Raw genomic sequence first — 19,714 nt, forward strand, 5'->3', positions numbered from 1 at the left:
CGGTAACACCGGGCGTTGATCATTGGACTTAGCGCTCCAGCGAAATCGTCTGGTAGTCCGCACGTTCGCCGGAAGGGCCGGGCTCGACGCGCATCTGCGGTGGCCACCAGATCACCAGCTTGTCTTTGGTCGATTGCGGACGCGAGCAGGAGTCGCCTCTACACGTGGGGCTGCAGCCGTTGATGAGCAGGGCTGCGCTGATCAGTGTGACGCACAACAAGCGGTGTTTCATGGCGTGGCCTTTTTAGCTGGAGTGAGCAAGGAGGGGCGCGGCACGCTGAGGTGTTCATCTTTCACCACCGGTCGCATGGCAATGAATACCTCGGCTTCTTCACCCGGCTTGAGCCAGGCCCGTGGCCACACCGTCACGGCCAGGGTTTGCGAGGTGCTGCACTCCTTTTCGTCGATACGCACATTGCGTTTGAGCTGGTTGCGCAGCACGACCACGGCCACATTGAACTGCGGGCCGGCGTACCACTGGCTGCGTTCGGTATTCATTGCCAGTAAATCGCGGGTGCTGCACAAGGTGGCCAGCCCCAGTGGCATGGGGGCCGCCTTGAAGGCCAGCGGCACTCGGCCGGTCACCAGGTTCGCCAGCGTGCCGGTGATGTCACTGCGCTTGATGACGGGCGCGTGTTCGGCATAACGCCTGGCCAGCGGCTTGAGGGCTGCCTGCAGTTCCGCCTGATCGTCCTGCGGCAGGTAACGTGAAGGATCGGCCTGGTCACCGATCACGCGCGGGGTGAGGATGAACAGGCGTTCGCGACGATTGTTCTTGCGCTCGCTGGAGGAGAACAACGCCTTGCCCAGCAGCGGTATATCCCCCAGCAAGGGGATTTTGTTGCGTTTGTCGATGCTTTCGGTGACATGGAAACCGCCGACCACCAGCGAGCGCTTTTCCGCCATCACCGCCTGGGTGCTGACATTGCCCCGGCGTACATCCGGGCCCAGACGATTGGGATCGGATTCGTCGAAGTTGCCGTCCTCGATATCCACCAGCAGGTGCACCTGATGAGTGCCGCGGGTGGTAATCACCCTGGGCACCACTTGCAGGCTGGTGCCCACAGTGATGGGCAGCACCGTTGCGACTTCGGTACCTGCCGTCAGGTATTGGGTGCGATTGAAGTCAATCACCGAAGGCTGGTTTTCCAGGGTGAGAACCGACGGGTTGGAGACCATGGTCGCCAGGCCGCGTTGCTCCAGGGCACGTATCTTGGCAAAGAAACGGTCACGGTTTTCGATCGACAGCTGCGATGAGCTTCCCGGTGCCAGCCGCATGTCGCTGCTGAAACGACTGTTGCCCCAGTTGACCCCGAATTCGCGCAATTGACTGCGCTCTATATCAAGGATGATGGCGTCGATTTCCACCATTTTTCGCGCGACGTCGAGCTGGGTAATCAGCTCGCGGTACATCGCTTGCCGCTCCGGCAGGTCATAGATCAGCACAGCGTTGTTACGCACATCGGCTTCCACGCGGATTCTGCCGGCCGACACGGGGGCTCGCGGGGTAAGCGTTGCGCCGGTTTCCAATTGTCCAGCGTTTGCTGTCTGGCCGAGCATCTGCCCCAGTATCGGGTTGTTCAGTCTTGGATAATTCGGCGTGATGGGCGAAGGCTGGGATGCAGAGGGACGTGGACTCATCGTTGACAGTGTGGAAGGCGACCGAGGCTCCAACAACCCGCGCAACATGCTGGCGACGCCTGGGATGGCTATTTTCTCGCCGCGATAATCGATCTGGCGATCTCCTGCGTTGGCGAATTTCAGCGGGTAGCTGAGCACGCTCTGTTTTTCGTCGGCTGATTTGCGCTGGCTGCTGAATTGCTTGATCTGGTCGATGTAACGCTTGGGACCCGAGACCAGTACCACACCATCATCGGGTAGTTCGCCCCAGCCGAAACGGCTGTCGAGCAGGCCGATATCGGTCAGGGCTCGCTTGAGGTCTGCGACGGTTTCGGCGGAGACTTCCAGGCGTGCGGACTCTTGCAGGTCCAGGGTGCTGATATAAAGCGTGTTGTTGTACAGGTACCACTGGAAGCGGTGTTCCACCCCCAGTCTGTCGAGTAATGACTGCGGCGTATTGGCGCGTATCTTGCCATTTACGACGCCGTCCAGGAGGCCATCGATCTGCAACTGTGTGCCAAATGTCTGAGCGAAATCTTCCAGCACATCCCGCAGAGGCTTATGCTCGGCCTCGTACGCGTAGGCTGTGTTTTTCCAGTCGGAGGGAATGGCGGCGACGACGCTGTGAAGCGGTGCCAACAAAAAGGGCAGGGCGAGCAGGAGGCGCCACTGAGGGCGTTTTGCTTGAAGTGCGGGCGAGTTCAAACGCAAGCGGGTGTGCTTGTGGGTCTTGCTATGCATGACAGGATCTCTGTTTCAGTGCGCAAGGGCACTTGATGAAGTAGGCGTTAATCCGCCCCGGCCTTTGTCAGGCGCGCTGTTGCCCTGCGCCTGATCTCGCGTTGGTTGAGTCGCGATTAAAGGGGGGCAACCGCTGTAGCTGACTGCAACCACGTAGCGGATGACTGCAGCAACCAGAGGTGACCGGCGTCTGCGAAAAAACCGGCGCGCCGTGCAGGTGTGCCAGGCTGGATTGCCCCGCAGGCTTGCGGGACGTTGCTGCCACTCACTAAGCGACATTGATGGCGTTTTTCAGGGTTTCGTGTTTGTAATTGACATAGACCGAGGTCACGGCATAGCTGTTGGCAATGACGATTTTCTCCTGCATAAGCTGGTCGAAGACTCTTGAGAGTTCTTCGTCGTCACCTCCAGCGGAAATATCCTCATCGATTTGTCCAAGCGCCTTATCGGAACGGCTTCGCTGCCGGTAGAGGCTGTCGAGTATGCGGGCGTCGTTAGTCATTGCTTTAACTCCGGTGGGGGGCTACTCCTGTGTGGCCACTGATGGGCGGCCAGTTCCTTCGGCTGATCCATTTGTTAACAAAAGAGTGGTCATCTGATTTGGCCTTGAGGCGGGATCGGTACCAGGCCGTCCACGGCATCCGTCCAGTTGATATGAAAGCCGCCGTCGTCTGTTTCAACAATCAGCGACTGGGCGGCGAGCCCGGCCTCAACCCGGAGCGTCCAAGGCACATCACAGTGCTGGATGAGCCACTGTTCGACAGATTCGCGATCCTGCGGATTGCACAGCAGGTTGGCCTCGACCGGAGGCAATCCGGCTGCCAATAACTTATCGAGCAGGGCACTGAGGCGTTGGGCAGGTGGGGCCTCGTTGAGAAAACTTCTAATCGCGGTGTTGATGACTGAGGTGGCAACACGCTCAAGATTCTCGGCCATCGCCAGGCGTTCTGACTCCCAACGATGAAGTTGGGCATTGGCGCGCTGCCAGAACTCATTGCTGGCGTCGTCCAGCAGCTGTTTGCAATGGGCTTCGGCTTGATTTATGAGCGCCTGTGCCTGAGTTTCGGCGTGCTCAAGCAGCTGACGGGCCTGGGTATGTTCGACGAGCATTTCCCTGGAGATCAGCGCTGTCGGCAGGTCGTCAGGGCGGGTGTGCAGCTCAATCTTGTGGGCGCAAAACATGCTGGGCGTTCTCCGGGGGCGCGTGTAGCGCGTCATCGGTGGGGGTCGAGGTCGCACGCCAAATGGCGGCTTGCCATAAAATACCCAGCCGGCCTTGAGTGTCCTCAAGCCTTGGGTGCTGCTCCAGTTCAAGTACCCTCTGGCAGGCAAAGCTCAAGCGCAGCCGCTGCCATATCGGCGGTGAGACCCACGCTCGCAGGTAGTGCAACGGGTCGTCGATGCTTGCCGGTGTTGGGTCAGGTGGCAGTGCCTTGGCCAGGCGCTGGCACCAAAGGAGCTGTTCTTGATTGAGCCGGCGGTGGTGAGGCGCGTTGTAAACCTCATTGACGAGTAGGAGTATGAGGTCTCGTGGTTGCGCGTCGATTTGCACCAGTTGCAGCAGGGCCGGACTCATGGGCGGGGGAAGCTCGGGTTGAATGTCGAACATCCTGCTCACCCGACCATGGTGGCTGCGTGAAAGCGCTGCCGTGTCGACAAAGCCGGTCTGGGTGAGCCAGTCGATGTGGGCGTGCTTCCAGGGGAAGGCCCACCACCTGACCCAATTGAGATCATCACTCATAGGCGTCTTTTATCGCAGGAGCGAGCCTTTTTCTTCGCCATAGCAGCCAACCAATACCTCCTGTAAAGAGCAACACCAGCGGCATGAGCAGGCTGAGGCGCCAGAATCCGAGGTCTTGCTCGGGTATCAGGAAAGGGCCGAGGTAGGTGAGTTGTTGTTTCTCCTGATAGGGCGTGGCCGGTACGAAAACGACGGTCAGCTTTACCGTGTTGTCGATCGCCGAGGCCATGCCGGGGAGGCTGCTGGCGACCATCCTGCGCACCCGCGCATTGATGTTGTCAGGGTCCAGCCGCGGGTCGTGCTTGATGAATACGGAGGCGGATGCAGGTTGTACGGGCTCACCTGGGGCTATGCGTTCCGGCAACACCACATGCACCCGTGCGACGACCACACCGTCTATGTTGGACAAGGTCGCCTCCAGCTCCTGGGACAACGCATATATATAGCGTGCGCGCTCTTCCAGAGGGGTAGAGATGACCCCCTCCTTGCGAAAGATCTCTCCCAGGGTAGAGCGCGTCACCTTGGGAAGTCCCACAGCGTCCAGTGTCCGAACGGCGCGATTGATGTCACTGGCTTTGACGCGAACGGCGACGCCGTCTTTTCCCTGAATCTTTTGAGCACGGATTTGTTTATCCGCCAGTTCCGCAATGATTTCATTGGCCTCCTGTTCGGAGATATTGCGATGCAGTTCGACACTTTCACCGCAGCCCGACAGCGTCAGTGCCAATAAAATCAATAATAGGGTGCTTAGACGGCGATACATGCCTCTACCCCATGCTTGAGATTTTGTCGCAGGCTTTCGCGATGGCGCCAACGACCTTGATCTGGGACATCACGTTTACGTGCGACTCGGCAAGCAGTTGGGGAAACTTGCTCGCCTCTGTTGTCTGCCTGTTCTGGCTTGCATCACGAAACCCTTTGGACAGTTGTCGCGCTATCGTCGTCGACTCGGTTGCGGGCCAGGTCGATTCGGAAGAAGCGACGGCGCGCAGGGTTCCGTTATCTGGTGTGGCGGTCTGGTGTATTTCGGAGAGAAAAAAATTAACGTCAGACGCCCGATCGTTCAGAGCAGGTATGTCCGAGCGAGTGGTGATTTTTCCGTTTGTTGCGAACTCTGAGGGGGGGATGATCATTCGTTTCTCTCTTCTGGGCATCGAGTGCGGTTAGCAAAATTTGAAGGGAAGTCCTCTCAACGCTTGCGCTGAGAGGACAGCACCGCTTAAAAACGAATGGATTTGATATTGGCTATCGCGGCAGAGAATTTTTCATTCTCTGCGCCTTCTTTCGCTTTCTTTACCGCTTCCCACTTCTTTTGTTCATTGATGGCGTTTGCTGCGATATCTTGCGGGGCTGTACCCAGGCCACCTACTGACATAGTTCACCTCTTGAGCAGTAATTAAATTGGATAGTGTTCATTCACTATCAGTAGTTTTTCGAGCGATTTTGAAGTGCTCATTTCCTTCGTGGTGGGGGAAAAGTGAAGCGTTCCAATGGGGCGTGCTGATGATGTGTCTAAAATTATTTCGGCGTAATGGATGACGAGTGGAAAACCAAAAGTACCGTCATAAGGGAAATTACTTACGCTGCTTTAGATGGCAAGCTGCTTCATTCGGTGGTAGAGCGTGCGCTTGGCAATGCCCATCTCAATAGCCACGCGATCCACGCAGCGGTCGTTGCGCTGCATTGATTCTTCGATCAGTGCTTTTTCGATTTCCTGCAGACGCGCTTTCAGGCTCATTTCATTGCCTTGCGGCTTGCTCAGTGGCGGGGAAAGCGGTGGCAGGCCCAGTACGAATCGCTTGGCCGTCGAGCGTAGTTCCCGGATATTGCCCAACCAGGATTGGCACAACAGTTGTTGCAACAGCTCGGCGGTGGGCGTCGGCGCAGGGCATTCGAAAAGCTCGGCTTCTTGCTGGACCATCTGCAAGAACAGTGGAACGATCCTTTCTCGCTGGTCCCGCAGGGCCGGAAGCTGGATAGTCACGACATTCAAGCGAAAGAACAGATCGCGCCTGAAAGTGCCCTGTTCGACCATCGCATGCAGCGAATGCTGGGCGGACGCGATGACCCGCATGTCCACAGGAATGAAGCGCGTCGAGCCCAGGCGTTCCACGCCGCGCGACTCCAGCACACGCAGCAGTTTGGCCTGCAGGCTCAAAGGCATACTGTCGATCTCATCGAGGTAAAGAGTGCCCAGATGGGCCGCCTCAACAAAGCCGGCTCGCGACTGCATCGCCCCGGTGAACGCGCCGCTGTTGACTCCGAACAGTTGGCTTTCTGCGAGACTTTCGGGAATGGCCGCACAGTTCACGGCAACGAAGTTACCTCGTCGTCCCGACAAGTAATGTACGCGTTGGGCCAGCGTATCCTTGCCTGTGCCGGTTTCCCCGAGTAACAGGATATCTATATTGAGTGGCGCAGTACGATGAAGCGTGCTTTCAATGTCTGAGCCTTCCAGGAATGAGAAATCTTTTTCAATTTCTCCAGGAAAGGAGTCCGGCATCAAAAGGGTACTCCACTATTAATAGGCTATTGAGAAAGCAGTCATCAACTGCATGTCTGTGGCGTGCAAATTATAGTTTCCGCGCGCGGGTCTTGAAGTAGGAACTCGCGCGAATGATGTAGGAGAAACTAGATAGGGATATGTTTTATTCTTACCGCAGGCTCACGCGTTAAATTTTTTACCTGAACAGCCGCGCACAAAAAAGCCGATGCAGTGCATCGGCTTTTTTAGTTGCGGTCAGCACCGCAGGTAATGTTTACACGTTGAAACGGAAGTGCATTACGTCGCCATCCTTGACGATGTATTCCTTGCCTTCCAGGCGCCATTTACCGGCTTCCTTGGTGCCCGCTTCTCCCTTGTACTGGATGAAGTCGTTGTAGGCGATCACTTCGGCGCGGATAAAGCCTTTTTCGAAGTCGGTGTGGATCACGCCAGCAGCCTGTGGCGCGGTGGCGCCAACCTTGACGGTCCACGCGCGCACTTCTTCAACGCCAGCGGTGAAGTAGGTCTGCAGGTTGAGCATTTCGTAGCCGGCACGGATCACACGGTTAAGGCCAGGCTCTTCCAGGCCCAGGGCCTCGAGGAACATGTCTTTTTCTTCGCCGTCATCGAGCTCGGCGATTTCCGCCTCGATCTTGTTGCACACTGGAACGACAATGGCGCCTTCTTCGTCGGCGATAGCCTTGACCACGTCGAGCAGCGGGTTGTTCTCAAAGCCGTCTTCGGCAACGTTGGCAATGTACATCACCGGCTTGGTGGTCAACAGGTGGAAGCCTTTGATCACCGCTTTCTCGTCGACGCCCATGTTTTTCATCAGGCTGCGTGCCGGCTTGCCTTCGGTGAAGTGTGCGATCAACTGCTCCAGCAGGCCTTTCTGCACCACTGCGTCCTTGTCACCACCTTTGGCATTGCGCGCGACTTTCTGCAGTTGCTTCTCGCAGCTGTCGAGGTCGGCAAAGATCAGTTCCAGGTCGATGATCTCGATGTCGCGCTTCGGGTCCACGCTGTTGGAGACGTGAATCACGTTCTCGTCTTCAAAGCAGCGGACCACGTGGGCAATGGCATCGGTTTCACGGATGTTGGCCAGAAACTTGTTGCCCAGGCCTTCACCTTTCGACGCGCCGGCCACCAGGCCTGCGATGTCGACGAATTCCATGGTGGTCGGCAAGACGCGCTTGGGGTTGACGATCGCCGCCAGGACGTCCAGGCGCGGGTCCGGCATCGGCACGATACCGCTATTGGGTTCGATGGTGCAGAAGGGGAAGTTCTCCGCCGCAATACCGGACTTGGTCAAAGCGTTGAACAAGGTGGATTTGCCGACGTTGGGCAGGCCGACGATGCCGCAATTGAATCCCATGGTGTTTCCCCTCGGTAAGAGTCAGGCCTTCTGGCTGTGCAGGTTTTTCATCGCGCGGTTCCATTCACCGGCGAAGATATCCGGCAGCACGCCGAGGGCAAAGTCGATGCTGGCATCGAGTTTTTCCTGTTCGGCGCGTGGCGCACGACCCAGGACGAAATTTGAAACCATACTGGCAACGCCCGGGTGGCCAATGCCGAGCCGCAGGCGGTAGAAATTATTCTGATTCCCCAGCTGCGCAATGATGTCGCGCAGACCATTGTGCCCGCCATGCCCGCCGCCCAGCTTGAGCTTGGCGACGCCGGGTGGCAGGTCCAGTTCGTCATGGGCCACCAGGATCTCTTCGGGTTTGATCCGAAAGAACCCCGCAAGCGCCGCCACGGCCTGGCCGCTGCGGTTCATGTAGGTGGTGGGAATCAGCAGACGAACATCCTGACCCTGGTGCGAAAAGCGACCGGTCAGGCCAAAATATTTGCGATCAGCCGCAAGGTTGACACCTTGGGCGTGGGCAATACGCTCAACAAAAAGGGCCCCCGCGTTATGCCGGGTCTGTTCGTATTCGGCGCCTGGATTTCCCAGGCCAACGATCAGTTTGATGGCAGTCACGACAGGGGCCCTTCCTTTGGAGTTGTGGATAACATCGCCGCGCCAGGTGTGCGGCGAAAGAGGACGACAGGAGCTCACTTATCCAGAGATAAACTTCGCGTTATCGCCCGCTTTCTCGCTACGTTCCGGTCCGCGATGTTTCCTCAAGCTCCGACGTTGCAGAGTGCATCACTCTGCAGCGGTTTCGCCTTCAGCAGCATCATCTTCTTCTACAACACGTGGCGCGTGGACGTTGGCAACAGCCTTGTCGTCGTTGTGAGCCAGTGCAACGAACTCAACGCCTTTAGGGGCCTTGAGGTCGGACAAGTGAATGATGGTGCCGATTTCAGCAGCCGACAGGTCGACTTCGATGAACTCAGGCAGGTCTTTCGGCAGGCAGGTCACTTCCAGTTCGGTAGTGGTGTGCGATACAACGCCGCCTTTCTTGACCGGAGCTTCTTCACCGATGAAGTGTACAGGCACGATAGCGGTCAGTTTCTGGCCGGCTACAACGCGGATGAAGTCAGCGTGCAGGACGTGACCCTTGGACGGGTGGCGCTGCAGAGCCTTGATGATAACGTTCTGCTTCTTGCCGCCAACGTTCAGTTCGATAACGTGGCTGTAGGCAGCATCGTTTTCGAGCAGTTTGGCAACTTCTTTGGCCAGCATGCTGATGGACTCAGGGGCTTTGTCGCCACCGTAGACTACAGCTGGAACCAGGCTTGCGAGACGACGCAGGCGGCGGCTCGCACCTTTCCCCAGGTCGGAACGCAGTTCAGCATTCAAAGTAAAATCGTTCATGTTGTATCTCCAAATTAACCACATTCGCCCCAGCGTTTGCGACCAGCGCTAAAGGCGATATGGGCAAAAAAGCCCCGCCCCAACAGAGTGCTGGGGCGGGGCGCTTTTCGTCAGGTTGATGTCGCCAAGGCCGGAGCCTTAACGGAACATCGCGCTGATCGATTCTTCATTGCTGATACGGCGAACCGCCTCGGCAACGACCGGTGCGATATCCAATTGACGGATACGCGCACAGGCTTGAGCGGCGGCGGACAGCGGGATGGTGTTGGTCACCACCAGCTCATCCAGCACGGAATTTTCGATGTTCTCGATCGCCCGGCCCGACAGCACAGGGTGCGTGCAGTAGGCGAAGACTTTGGCCGCACCGTGCTCTTTCAAGGCTTTTGCCGCATGGCACAGGGTGCCGGCGGTGTCGACCATGTCATCAACCAGAATACAGGTACGCCCTTCGACATCACCGATGATATGCATCACTTCAGAGTGATTGGCTTTCTCGCGGCGTTTGTCGATGATCCCGAGATCAACGCCCAGGGATTTGGCAACAGCCCGTGCACGCACGACGCCGCCAATGTCCGGGGACACGATCATCAGGTTTTCAAAGCGCTGGTCTTCGATGTCATCCACCAGAACGGGGGAGCCGTAGATGTTATCTACCGGAATATCGAAGAATCCCTGAATCTGGTCGGCGTGCAGGTCAACCGTGAGTACACGGTCGATGCCTACCACGGTCAGCATGTCAGCAACGACTTTCGCGCTGATGGCCACACGTGCGGAACGCGGACGGCGATCCTGACGGGCATAACCAAAATAAGGGATTACAGCTGTGATTCGAGTCGCTGAGGAGCGGCGGAAGGCATCAGCCATCACGACGAGTTCCATCAGGTTATCGTTGGTCGGCGCGCAGGTCGGCTGAATAATGAAGACGTCTTTACCGCGAACGTTTTCATTGATCTCGGCTGTAATTTCGCCGTCGGAGAATTTACCGACAGAGATGTCACCGAGAGGGATATGCAGCTGACGTACGACACGTCGAGCCAGATCGGGGTTGGCGTTCCCCGTAAAGACCATCATCTTGGACACGCGCAGTACCTAGAGGCTGAGGGTAACCTGGATGAGTATAGGAAAATGGCAGGGGCGGCTGGATTCGAACCAACGCATGGCAGGATCAAAACCTGCTGCCTTACCGCTTGGCGACGCCCCTGTATCTGTTGCAACGAGTACCCAGTACTCGGTTCCTTTTAGAGCAGACTTTGCAGCTTGCGATGCAACATCGAAACGTTGCTTCCCTTTGCTACAAACCCTGTAAGGGTCTCTGTAAGAAGGGTCGAGACTTTATCAGCTTCAGCTTTGCTTGGGAAGCCCCCAAACACACAACTTCCAGTGCCAGTTAATTTTGCTTCGGTAAATTTACCTAACAAATTCAAAGCGTTACGTACTTCTGGATAACGCCTTGCTACAACCGGCAAGCAGTCATTTCGACTGTTTCCCTTGGGAACGGGGCGCACTTTAATGGGAGGAGAGTTACGTGTCAACAGCGGATCTGAAAAAATTTCTGCTGTACTTACAGATACTTGCGGAACAAGCACGACATACCACGGCTCGTCGGGGTATTCGGGGCTGAGTTTCTCGCCCACACCCTCGGCAAAAGCCGCGTGCCCACGCACGAAAACCGGCACATCGGCGCCCAGCGTCAGGCCCAGCGCGGCCAGGCGATCCTGATCCCAGTCCAGTTGCCACAGGTGGTTGAGCCCCAGCAGGGTGGTCGCCGCATTCGAACTGCCGCCACCGATACCGCCGCCCATGGGCAGGATCTTGTCAATCCAGATGTCGATGCCCAGCGCGCAACCGGATTGTTCCTGAAGTGTGCGGGCTGCCTTCACGATCAGATTGCTGTCGTGAGGCACGCCTTCAAATTCCGTGTGCAGCCGGATCACGCCGTCGCCGCGCACGGCAAAGGTGAGTTCGTCGCCATAGTCGAGAAATTGAAACAGCGTCTGCAGCTCGTGGTAGCCGTCTTCACGGCGACCCAGAATGTGCAACATCAGGTTGAGCTTGGCCGGGGAGGGCAGGGTCAGGCGTTCGCTCACGTCACTGCCCCAGCTTGCGCGGTTGCCAGTCCTTGATCACCAGCGTGACGTCAAGGTCGGTGCCATGCAGCTTGATGCGTTCGGGCAGCCAGTAGCCGCCTTGCTCAACGTAACTCAAGTACTCGACCTTCCAGCCATCCTGCTCCAGCGTGGCCAGTCGGCTGTCACCGTTGAGGCTCAGGCGACTCTTGCTGTCGGGCGCCGGCAACCCACGCACCCACCAGACCAAATGCGACACGGGCAACTTCCAGCCGATCTGCTGTTCCAGCAATTCTTCCGGAGAGGTCGCCTCGTAGCGGCCCTGATTGGCGACCTCAAGGCTCACCTGCCCAGGGCGGCCGGTCAGGCGTGCCGCGCCACGGCCCAGTGGGCCGGACAGACGGATGTCGTAGTAATCCTGACGTTGCAGCCAGAACAGGGTGCCGCTGCCGGAGTCTTTCGGCGCGCGAACGCCGACTTTGCCCTCGATCTGCCAACCGTCGATGCTGGCGAGCTTATCCTTGTGCTGTCGCCATTGCGCCGGGTCGCCCTGGCCCTCAACGGATTCGCGGCTGCCTGTACCCGCGCAACCGGCGAGCAGGGCAATAAGACTGAATACAACAATGTGGCGCAAGAACATAAGCTTAAAGGGTCTCGGATCCGGTCAGGCGCTTGATGGTGCCGCGCAAAATAGGGCTTTCGGGTTGTTCCTTGAGGAATTTTTCCCAGACTTGCCGGGCTTCGCGCTGCTTGCCACTGGCCCACAGCACTTCACCCAAGTGGGCAGCGACTTCCTGATCGGGAAAACGCTCCAGCGCCTGGCGCAGCAAGCGTTCGGCCTCGTCCAGGTTGCCCAGGCGATAATTCACCCAGCCCAGGCTGTCGAGCACGGCCGGGTCTTCCGGGTTGAGCTTGTGGGCCTGCTCGATCAGGGTCTTGGCCTCGGCATAGCGCGTGGTGCGGTCGGACAGGGTGTAGCCCAGGGCATTGAGGGCCATGGCGTTGTCCGGGTCGCGCTTGATGATCAGGCGCAGGTCTTTTTCCATCTGCGGCAGGTCATTGCGCTTTTCCGCTTGCATGGCGCGGGTGTATAGCAAGTTGAGGTCGTCGGGGTATTGCAGCAACGCTTGCTGCAGCAATTTCCAGGCGCGTTCGCCCTGCTTGTTGGCCGACAGCGTTTCGGCCTGGATCAGGTACAGCTGAATGGCGTAGTCCGGCTCGGCATCGCGCGCCGCCGCCAAGCGTTTTTCCGCTTCGTCGGTACGACCGTTGCTCATCAGGATGTCGGCCTGGCGCAACTGGGCCGGCAGGTAATCGTTGCCTGGGCCGACCTGGGCATATTCGAGCAGGGCGGCCTGCGGATCGTTGCGCTCTTCAGCGATGCGACCCAGGTTCAGGTGCGCCGAATCCACATGACTCTCACGTTGGATCAGCTCTTCCAGATAGCCCTTGGCTTCATCCCAGGCCTTGGCTTCCAGGCACACCAGTGCCAAGGAATAACGCAATTCGTCATCGTCCGGGTACTGCTGGACCAGATTGGCGAACTGCACTTTGGCGTCCGCCATACGATCCTGTTCCACCAGCATGCGCGCGTAAGTCAGGCGCAGGCGCTTGTCTTCCGGGTAGCGCTTGATGCTTTTTTCCAGCAGTGGAATCGCTTCCTTGCCGCGATTGAGGTTCTGCAGCAAGCGCGCACGCAGCAGGATCGGCGCGATTTCACCGTCTTCCGGCGGGTTCTGTTCCAGCAGCTTCAGGGCGGCTTCGGCTTCATCATCCTGTTGCAGCAGCAAGGCCTTGCCGAAAATCAGCTGGCTGTTCTTCGGATGCTTTTGCAGCAGGCGGTCGAAACTTTTCATCAGACCATTGCGCGTGTCCTGATCGGTGTCGGCGGCCGACAGTGCGAGGAAGTCGAAGTGCGTGTCGCCCTGGCCCTGGAGGACTTTTTCCATATAGACCATGGAGTCGTCGTAGCGCCCGGCGCGCGCCAACTGGACAGCAGCGGCTCGTTGCGCTTCGAGGTCATCCGGCGCGTTTTTCGCCCAGATCAGCGAAGTGTCCAGCGCCGCCTGGTCGGCCCCGAGGTACTCGGCGATGCGAAACGCCCGTTCGGAAATCCCCGGGTCCTGGGTGTTGATGGCCTGGGTCACGTAGTTATCCAGCGCAATATCGAAGCGATTGCGCTGCCCGGCCAGTTCAGCGCTGAGCAGGCTGAACACCGTTTCTTCACTGAACGAGGAGTAGACCTTGGGCTTTTCGGGGGCGGGGGCGGTGTCTTCAGCCGGTGGCGTATCGCCCGGCGACACGGGTGCCATGGCCTGGCAGCCGCTGAGGAAGACAAAAGCTAGGAGCAACGCGGAGGATCTATTCATATAGGAAGAGGACGACTAACCTGCGGTCGGATCATCATGACACAAGCCTTCGGCCAAACATAACCGAGTCTCAGTGGGCGCCTTTATAGGCACAAGCTACTAGGACAATAGACGACGGTGGTTGTTCTGGATCTTTCGAAGTAGGACAATTGCCGGCTTCCCGACCTCATCAGCGATATTGAATGGCCTTCCTCGCACTCGGTATTAACCACAAGACTGCCTCTGTAGACGTGCGCGAGCGCGTGGCGTTTACGCCGGAGCAGTTGGTTGAGGCCTTGCAGCAGCTCTGCCGGCTCACCGACAGCCGCGAAGCTGCAATCCTTTCGACCTGCAATCGCAGCGAGCTTTACATAGAGCAGGAGCATCTGTCGGCGGATGGGGTGCTGCGCTGGCTTGCCGATTATCACCATTTAAGCCTCGACGACCTGCGCGCCAGCGCATACGTGCATGAAGAGGATGCGGCTGTTCGTCACATGATGCGCGTCGCCTCCGGGCTCGATTCGCTGGTGCTGGGCGAACCGCAGATTCTCGGCCAGATGAAGTCCGCCTATGCCGTCGCGCGCGAGGCCGGCACGGTCGGCCCACTGCTGGGGCGTCTGTTCCAGGCCACGTTCAATTCCGCCAAGCAGGTACGCACCGATACGGCCATCGGCGAAAACCCGGTGTCCGTCGCCTTTGCGGCCGTCAGCCTGGCCAAACAGATTTTCAGCGACTTGCAGCGCAGCCAGGCCCTGCTGATCGGCGCCGGCGAGACCATCACGCTGGTCGCCCGCCATCTGCACGAACTCGGTGTGCAGCGCATCGTTGTCGCCAACCGTACCCTTGAGCGCGCCAGCAGCCTGGCCGAGCAGTTCGGCGCCCACGCCGTGTTGCTGTCCGAGATTCCAGCCGAACTGGTGCGCAGTGATATCGTGATCAGCTCCACCGCCAGCCAATTGCCGATCCTGGGCAAGGGCGCGGTGGAAAGTGCGCTGAAGCTGCGCAAGCACAAGCCGATCTTTATGGTGGATATTGCCGTTCCCCGGGATATCGAACCCGAAGTCGGCGAGTTGGACGACGTTTACCTCTATAGCGTCGACGATCTGCACGAAGTGGTCGCCGAAAACCTCAAGAGTCGTCAGGGCGCTGCCCAGGCCGCCGAGGAGATGGTCAGCGTCGGCGCCGAAGATTTCATGGTGCGCCTGCGTGAACTGGCGGCAGTGGATGTGCTCAAGGCCTATCGTCAACAGGGCGAACGCCTGCGCGATGAGGAATTGATCAAGGCCCAGCGTCTGCTCGCCAACGGCAGCAGCGCCGACGAAGTGCTGATGCAATTGGCCCGTGGCCTGACCAACAAGCTGCTCCATGCGCCCAGCGTACAGCTTAAAAAATTGACTGCCGAAGGCCGCCTCGATGCGTTGGCCATGGCTCAGGAACTCTTTGCCCTCGGTGAGGGCGCGTCAGACAGCTCTTCGGATAAAAAACCGCAATGAAAGCCTCACTGCTCAATAAACTGGACGTGCTCCAGGACCGTTTCGAAGAACTGACCGCCTTGCTTGGCGATGGCGAAGTCATTTCCGATCAGACCAAATTCCGCGCCTATTCCAAGGAATACGCCGAAGTTGAGCCTGTGGTCGCCACTTACAAAAATTTGCTGAAAGTGCAGGCCGACCTCGAAGGCGCCCAGGCGCTGCTCAAGGACAACGACCCGGACATGCGCGAAATGGCCGTGGAAGAAGTCCGCGAGGCCAAGGAAAAGCTGGCTGAGCTGGAAGGCGACCTGCAACGCATGCTGCTGCCCAGGGACCCCAACGACGGGCGCAACGTATTTCTCGAAATCCGTGCCGGCACCGGTGGCGACGAAGCGGCCATTTTCTCCGGCGACCTGTTCCGCATGTACTCGCGCTACGCCGAGCGGCGCGGCTGGCGTGTCGAGATCCTGTCGGAAAACGAAGGCGAGCACGGGGGCTATAAAGAAGTCATCGCGCGGGTCGAGGGCGACAACGTCTACGGCAAGCTCAAGTTCGAGTCCGGCGCGCACCGCGTACAGCGAGTGCCGGCGACCGAGTCCCAAGGCCGTATCCACACCTCGGCCTGCACCGTGGCGGTGTTGCCCGAGCCGGACGAGCAGGAAACCATCGAGATCAACCCGGCGGATCTGCGCGTCGACACCTACCGCTCCTCGGGCGCCGGTGGTCAGCACGTGAACAAGACCGACTCGGCGATTCGCATCACCCACTTGCCGTCCGGCATCGTGGTGGAATGCCAGGAAGAACGTTCCCAGCACAAGAACCGTGCGCGGGCCATGTCCTGGCTGTCAGCCAAGCTCAACGATCAGCAGACCAGCGCCGCCGCCAACGCCATTGCCAGCGAGCGCAAGCTGCTGGTGGGGTCGGGCGACCGCTCCGAGCGTATCCGCACCTACAACTTTGCCCAAGGCCGTGTCACCGATCATCGGGTCAACCTGACCCTTTATTCCCTCGACGAGATTCTCGCTGGCGGTGTGGATGCGGTGATCGAGCCGTTGCTGGCCGAATACCAGGCCGATCAACTCGCCGCCATTGGTGAATAAATGACCATCATCGCCAGCCTGCTGCGCGCCGCCGACCTGCCGGACTCGCCCACTGCACGTCTGGATGTGGAGCTGCTGCTGGCGGCTGCGCTGGGCAAGTCGCGCAGCTACCTGCACACCTGGCCGGAAAAAATCGTCAGCAGCGAAGCGGCGCTCACGTTTGGCGGTTACCTGCAACGGCGCCGAGCCGGTGAACCGGTGGCCTATATCCTCGGCCAGCAGGGGTTCTGGAAACTGGACCTGGAAGTGGCGCCGCACACGCTGATTCCGCGCCCGGACACCGAACTGCTGGTGGAGGCCGCGCTGGAATTGCTGCCGGCCACGCCCGCCACGGTGCTCGATCTGGGCACCGGCAGCGGTGCCATCGCCCTGGCCCTGGCCAGCGAGCGTCCGGCCTGGCAGGTGACCGCCGTTGATCGCGTGCTGGAGGCCGTGGCCCTGGCCGAGCGCAATCGCCAGCGCCTGCACCTCGGCAATGCCACGGTGCTGAGCAGCCATTGGTTCAGCGCCCTGGACGGTCATACATTTGATCTGATCATCAGCAACCCGCCCTACATTGCCGACAACGACCCGCACCTGGTGGCGGGCGATGTGCGTTTCGAGCCGGCCAGCGCGCTGGTGGCGGGCCGCGATGGCCTGGACGATCTGCGCCTGATCACTCAGCAGGCCGGGGCTTACCTGAATGCCGGTGGCTGGCTCTTGCTCGAACACGGTTACGACCAGGCGCAGGCCGTGCGCGATCTGCTGCTGAGCCAGGGGTTCGAAGGCGTGCACAGCCGCATCGACCTGGGTGGTCACGAGCGCATCAGCCTGGGACAACGGCCGTGCTGACCGATCAGGAGCTGTTGCGCTACAGCCGGCAGATTCTGTTGCAGTATGTCGACATCGAAGGCCAGTTGCGCCTGAAAAACGCGCGCGCATTGATCGTCGGCCTGGGGGGGTTGGGCGCACCCGTTGCGCTTTATCTCGCCGCAGCCGGTGTGGGCGAACTGCACCTGGCCGACTTCGATACGGTCGACCTGACCAACCTGCAACGCCAGATCATTCACGACACCGACAGCGTCGGGCAGACCAAGGTCGACTCGGCCGTGCGTCGTCTGACCGCCATCAACCCTGACGTCAGGCTGGTCACCCACCGCAGCGCGCTGGATGCCGACTCCCTGGCCGCTGCCGTGGCGGCGGTGGACGTGGTGCTCGATTGCAGCGACAACTTTGCCACCCGCGAAGCGGTCAATGCGGCCTGCGTGGCCGCCGCCAGGCCACTGGTGAGCGGCGCAGCGATTCGTCTGGAAGGGCAATTGTCGGTATTCGACCCGCGCCGCGCCGACAGCCCCTGTTATCACTGTTTATACGGGCATGGCAGCGATACCGAACTCACCTGCAGCGAAGCCGGGGTGATCGGCCCGCTGGTGGGGCTGGTCGGCAGCCTGCAAGCTCTGGAGGCGCTGAAACTGCTGGCCGGATTTGGTGAGCCGCTGGTGGGCCGTTTGCTGCTGATCGATGCCTTGACCACGCGTTTTCGCGAGTTGCGCGTCAAGCGCGACCCTGGTTGCGGCGTGTGCGGGGCGCCGCATGCTTAAGGACGCGCCGATCGGCGTGTTCGATTCCGGCGTCGGCGGTCTGTCGGTGCTGGACGAAATTCAACAGTTGCTGCCCCACGAGTCGCTGCTGTACGTGGCCGACTGTGGGCATATTCCTTACGGCGAGAAAACCCCCGCGTTCATTCTCGAACGCTCGCGGCGGGTGGCTGAGTTTTTCCGCAGTCAAGGTGCCAAGGCGTTCGTGATTGCCTGCAACACCGCGACGGTGGCCGCGGTGGCCGACCTGCGTCAGGACTTCCCGGATTGGCCGCTGGTGGGCATGGAGCCCGCCGTCAAGCCCGCCGCCGCCGCCACCCGCAGTGGCGTAGTCGGGGTGCTCGCCACCACCGGCACCCTGCAAAGCGCCAAATTCGCCGCTTTGCTCGACCGTTTCGCCACCGACGTGCGAGTGGTCACCCAGCCGTGCCCGGGCCTGGTGGAGCTGATTGAAACCGGCGACCTGGCGAGCCCGGCGCTGCGCCAGCTGTTGCAGGGTTACGTCGAGCCGCTGCTCAGTGCCGGCTGCGACACCATTATCCTCGGCTGCACGCATTATCCCTTCCTCAAGCCGCTGCTGGCGCAGATGTTGCCGCCCAGCATCATCCTCATCGATACCGGTGCCGCCGTGGCCCGCCAGCTCAAGCGGTTACTGGGCGAACGTGACCTTTTGGCCACCGGTAATCCGCGTCCAGCCCAGTTCTGGACCAGTGGCGATCTGTGTCACCTGAGAAATATCCTACCGACACTATGGAAATATCCGAGCGTTGTGCGAATATTTGGCGCGTGAAAAATTCGTGAAATAGGTCGTTATCAGCTGGAACTTCCGTCTATGTGCCAGCTTCTATAGCGAGATAGCCTGTACAACACTTTATAACTTCGTTTGGAAAGGATGTTTCTTATGAAGCGCTTGTTCTGTTTGGCCGCGATTGTGGCCGCTGTGGTAGGACACTCTGTTTCGGCCAATGCTGCTGGCCTGGAGTTCGGGGTGGGGGGGACGAGCGATTCAACCATGACCTATCGGCTTGGCTTGACCTCCGATTGGGACAAGAGCTGGTGGCAGAGCGACGTGGGCCGCCTGACCGGCTACTGGAGCGGCGCCTACACCTACTGGGACGGCGACAAGACTGCCGGCGCCAGCAGCCTGTCGTTCTCGCCGGTGTTTGTGTATGAGTTTGCCGGGCAGACGGTCAAGCCTTACATCGAAGCGGGCATCGGCCTGGCGGTGTTCTCGCGCACCCAGCTGGAAGACAACAACATTGGTCAGGCCTTCCAGTTCGAAGACCGCATCGGCTTTGGTCTGCGCTTTGCCGGCGGGCATGAAGTGGGCATTCGTGCCACGCACTATTCCAATGCCGGCATGAGCAGCAACAACGATGGGGTGGAAAGCTACGCGGTGCACTACACCTTGCCGCTGTAATCACCACCTCTTGCAGGAGCGAGCAAGCTCGCTCCTGCAAAGCAGGTCAGCAGGCTCAGCGATACGCCGTCGCAATTCCCTGGCGCTCTTCAAGGCACTCCGGTGCACCCATCTCGAATTCCCGGCAAATCAGCGGGCGTCGCTCGTAGATCGTGCACATCATCGTGTCCCGGTCCAGCGCCGCACACCAGCCGTCATCCAGACGCAGCATCACTTCGCCGCCCCAGTCATCGGTATCGATATAGCGCTCCGGCACGCCGGTGTCGGTGATCAGCAGCACTTCCAGCTGGCAGCAGCAGGCCGCGCACGTCGAGCAGGTGACGGCGGGTTCGTTGAGCTGAATGTGGGGGATGGTGGTCATGGGGCGCAGCTTCCAGCTTTAA

The 19,714-nt window shown here is 59.4% G+C and carries 23 protein-coding genes and 1 tRNA gene; 6 read left to right on the forward strand and 18 right to left on the reverse strand.

The window, feature by feature from the left end:
• Nucleotides 1-28: 28 nt before the first annotated feature.
• The 17 genes from hrpT to TU75_RS04035 all read right to left on the reverse strand — a co-directional run bounded on the left by hrpT (nucleotide 29) and on the right by TU75_RS04035 (nucleotide 13,783).
• Nucleotides 29-232, reverse strand: coding sequence for an HrpT family type III secretion system protein (gene hrpT / locus TU75_RS03960; RefSeq protein ID WP_060548270.1), 204 nt, complete (start codon nucleotides 230-232; stop codon nucleotides 29-31).
• Nucleotides 229-2,361, reverse strand: coding sequence for a type III secretion system outer membrane ring subunit SctC (sctC, locus tag TU75_RS03965; protein WP_003232947.1), 2,133 nt, complete (start codon nucleotides 2,359-2,361; stop codon nucleotides 229-231). The genes hrpT and sctC overlap by 4 nt, the downstream gene beginning before the upstream one ends.
• Nucleotides 2,362-2,629: 268 nt before the next feature.
• A complete protein-coding gene (locus tag TU75_RS03970) occupies nucleotides 2,630-2,863 on the reverse strand; it encodes a hypothetical protein (RefSeq protein WP_003232948.1) in 234 nt (77 codons plus the stop codon).
• An 89-nt stretch (nucleotides 2,864-2,952) separates the two neighbouring features.
• Nucleotides 2,953-3,543, reverse strand: coding sequence for a type III secretion system stator protein SctL (sctL, locus tag TU75_RS03975; RefSeq protein WP_060548271.1), 591 nt, complete (start codon nucleotides 3,541-3,543; stop codon nucleotides 2,953-2,955).
• On the reverse strand, nucleotides 3,521-4,102 hold the full coding sequence (locus tag TU75_RS03980) for a hypothetical protein (protein WP_003232953.1): 582 nt from the start codon (nucleotides 4,100-4,102) through the stop codon (nucleotides 3,521-3,523). The genes sctL and TU75_RS03980 overlap by 23 nt, the downstream gene beginning before the upstream one ends.
• Nucleotides 4,095-4,865: a type III secretion system inner membrane ring lipoprotein SctJ gene (gene sctJ, locus TU75_RS03985; RefSeq protein ID WP_060548272.1), complete on the reverse strand. Its 771-nt coding sequence runs from the start codon at nucleotides 4,863-4,865 to the stop codon at nucleotides 4,095-4,097. Before sctJ ends, TU75_RS03980 begins: the two co-directional genes overlap by 8 nt.
• Before the next feature lie 4 nt (nucleotides 4,866-4,869).
• Entirely contained in the window at nucleotides 4,870-5,235 is a 366-nt protein-coding gene (locus tag TU75_RS03990; protein WP_060548273.1) for a hypothetical protein, read from the reverse strand.
• 86 nt (nucleotides 5,236-5,321) lie between these two features.
• Entirely contained in the window at nucleotides 5,322-5,477 is a 156-nt protein-coding gene (locus tag TU75_RS27275; RefSeq protein WP_156422773.1) for a hypothetical protein, read from the reverse strand.
• A gap of 213 nt (nucleotides 5,478-5,690) precedes the next feature.
• A complete protein-coding gene (locus tag TU75_RS03995) occupies nucleotides 5,691-6,605 on the reverse strand; it encodes a sigma 54-interacting transcriptional regulator (RefSeq protein ID WP_060548274.1) in 915 nt (304 codons plus the stop codon).
• A gap of 256 nt (nucleotides 6,606-6,861) precedes the next feature.
• Complete coding sequence (gene ychF / locus TU75_RS04000) at nucleotides 6,862-7,962, reverse strand: redox-regulated ATPase YchF (protein ID WP_060548275.1); 1,101 nt, start codon at nucleotides 7,960-7,962, stop codon at nucleotides 6,862-6,864.
• A 21-nt stretch (nucleotides 7,963-7,983) separates the two neighbouring features.
• Nucleotides 7,984-8,568, reverse strand: coding sequence for an aminoacyl-tRNA hydrolase (gene pth, locus TU75_RS04005; RefSeq protein WP_003171596.1), 585 nt, complete (start codon nucleotides 8,566-8,568; stop codon nucleotides 7,984-7,986).
• Nucleotides 8,569-8,736: 168 nt separating this feature from the next.
• Entirely contained in the window at nucleotides 8,737-9,348 is a 612-nt protein-coding gene (locus TU75_RS04010) for a 50S ribosomal protein L25/general stress protein Ctc (RefSeq protein WP_004372493.1), read from the reverse strand.
• Between the two features lie 138 nt (nucleotides 9,349-9,486).
• Nucleotides 9,487-10,428 carry a ribose-phosphate pyrophosphokinase gene (locus TU75_RS04015; protein ID WP_003171603.1) on the reverse strand — a complete coding sequence of 314 codons (942 nt, stop codon included), beginning with the start codon at nucleotides 10,426-10,428 and terminating at the stop codon, nucleotides 9,487-9,489.
• A gap of 46 nt (nucleotides 10,429-10,474) precedes the next feature.
• Nucleotides 10,475-10,549: transfer RNA gene (locus tag TU75_RS04020), tRNA-Gln, on the reverse strand.
• Nucleotides 10,550-10,586: 37 nt separating this feature from the next.
• Nucleotides 10,587-11,435, reverse strand: a complete 849-nt coding sequence (gene ispE / locus TU75_RS04025; protein ID WP_060548276.1) for a 4-(cytidine 5'-diphospho)-2-C-methyl-D-erythritol kinase — start codon at nucleotides 11,433-11,435, stop codon at nucleotides 10,587-10,589.
• 1 nt (nucleotide 11,436) lies between these two features.
• The gene (lolB, locus tag TU75_RS04030; protein ID WP_060548277.1) at nucleotides 11,437-12,054 is read right to left on the reverse strand and encodes a lipoprotein insertase outer membrane protein LolB; all 618 of its coding nucleotides are present in this window, start codon (nucleotides 12,052-12,054) and stop codon (nucleotides 11,437-11,439) included.
• A 4-nt stretch (nucleotides 12,055-12,058) separates the two neighbouring features.
• Nucleotides 12,059-13,783, reverse strand: coding sequence for a tetratricopeptide repeat protein (locus TU75_RS04035; RefSeq protein WP_015371122.1), 1,725 nt, complete (start codon nucleotides 13,781-13,783; stop codon nucleotides 12,059-12,061).
• 182 nt (nucleotides 13,784-13,965) lie between these two features.
• Between TU75_RS04035 and hemA the strand changes: the two genes are divergently transcribed.
• From hemA to TU75_RS04065, 6 genes are all read left to right on the forward strand, one after another.
• A complete protein-coding gene (gene hemA, locus TU75_RS04040) occupies nucleotides 13,966-15,255 on the forward strand; it encodes a glutamyl-tRNA reductase (protein ID WP_004372456.1) in 1,290 nt (429 codons plus the stop codon).
• Entirely contained in the window at nucleotides 15,252-16,334 is a 1,083-nt protein-coding gene (gene prfA / locus TU75_RS04045; RefSeq protein ID WP_004372454.1) for a peptide chain release factor 1, read from the forward strand. The genes hemA and prfA overlap by 4 nt, the downstream gene beginning before the upstream one ends.
• On the forward strand, nucleotides 16,335-17,165 hold the full coding sequence (gene prmC, locus TU75_RS04050; RefSeq protein ID WP_015371124.1) for a peptide chain release factor N(5)-glutamine methyltransferase: 831 nt from the start codon (nucleotides 16,335-16,337) through the stop codon (nucleotides 17,163-17,165).
• On the forward strand, nucleotides 17,159-17,914 hold the full coding sequence (locus tag TU75_RS04055) for a molybdopterin-synthase adenylyltransferase MoeB (RefSeq protein WP_060548278.1): 756 nt from the start codon (nucleotides 17,159-17,161) through the stop codon (nucleotides 17,912-17,914). Before prmC ends, TU75_RS04055 begins: the two co-directional genes overlap by 7 nt.
• Entirely contained in the window at nucleotides 17,907-18,701 is a 795-nt protein-coding gene (gene murI / locus TU75_RS04060; RefSeq protein WP_004372447.1) for a glutamate racemase, read from the forward strand. The genes TU75_RS04055 and murI overlap by 8 nt, the downstream gene beginning before the upstream one ends.
• A 111-nt stretch (nucleotides 18,702-18,812) precedes the next feature.
• The gene (locus tag TU75_RS04065) at nucleotides 18,813-19,331 is read left to right on the forward strand and encodes an acyloxyacyl hydrolase (protein ID WP_004372445.1); all 519 of its coding nucleotides are present in this window, start codon (nucleotides 18,813-18,815) and stop codon (nucleotides 19,329-19,331) included.
• A 55-nt stretch (nucleotides 19,332-19,386) separates the two neighbouring features.
• Here TU75_RS04065 and TU75_RS04070 read toward each other — a convergent pair whose 3' ends face one another.
• Complete coding sequence (locus TU75_RS04070) at nucleotides 19,387-19,692, reverse strand: YkgJ family cysteine cluster protein (RefSeq protein WP_004372444.1); 306 nt, start codon at nucleotides 19,690-19,692, stop codon at nucleotides 19,387-19,389.
• Between the last annotated feature and the right edge of the window lie 22 nt (nucleotides 19,693-19,714).

Source organism: Pseudomonas poae, from assembly GCF_001439785.1.
Classification (GTDB): domain Bacteria; phylum Pseudomonadota; class Gammaproteobacteria; order Pseudomonadales; family Pseudomonadaceae; genus Aquipseudomonas; species Aquipseudomonas poae.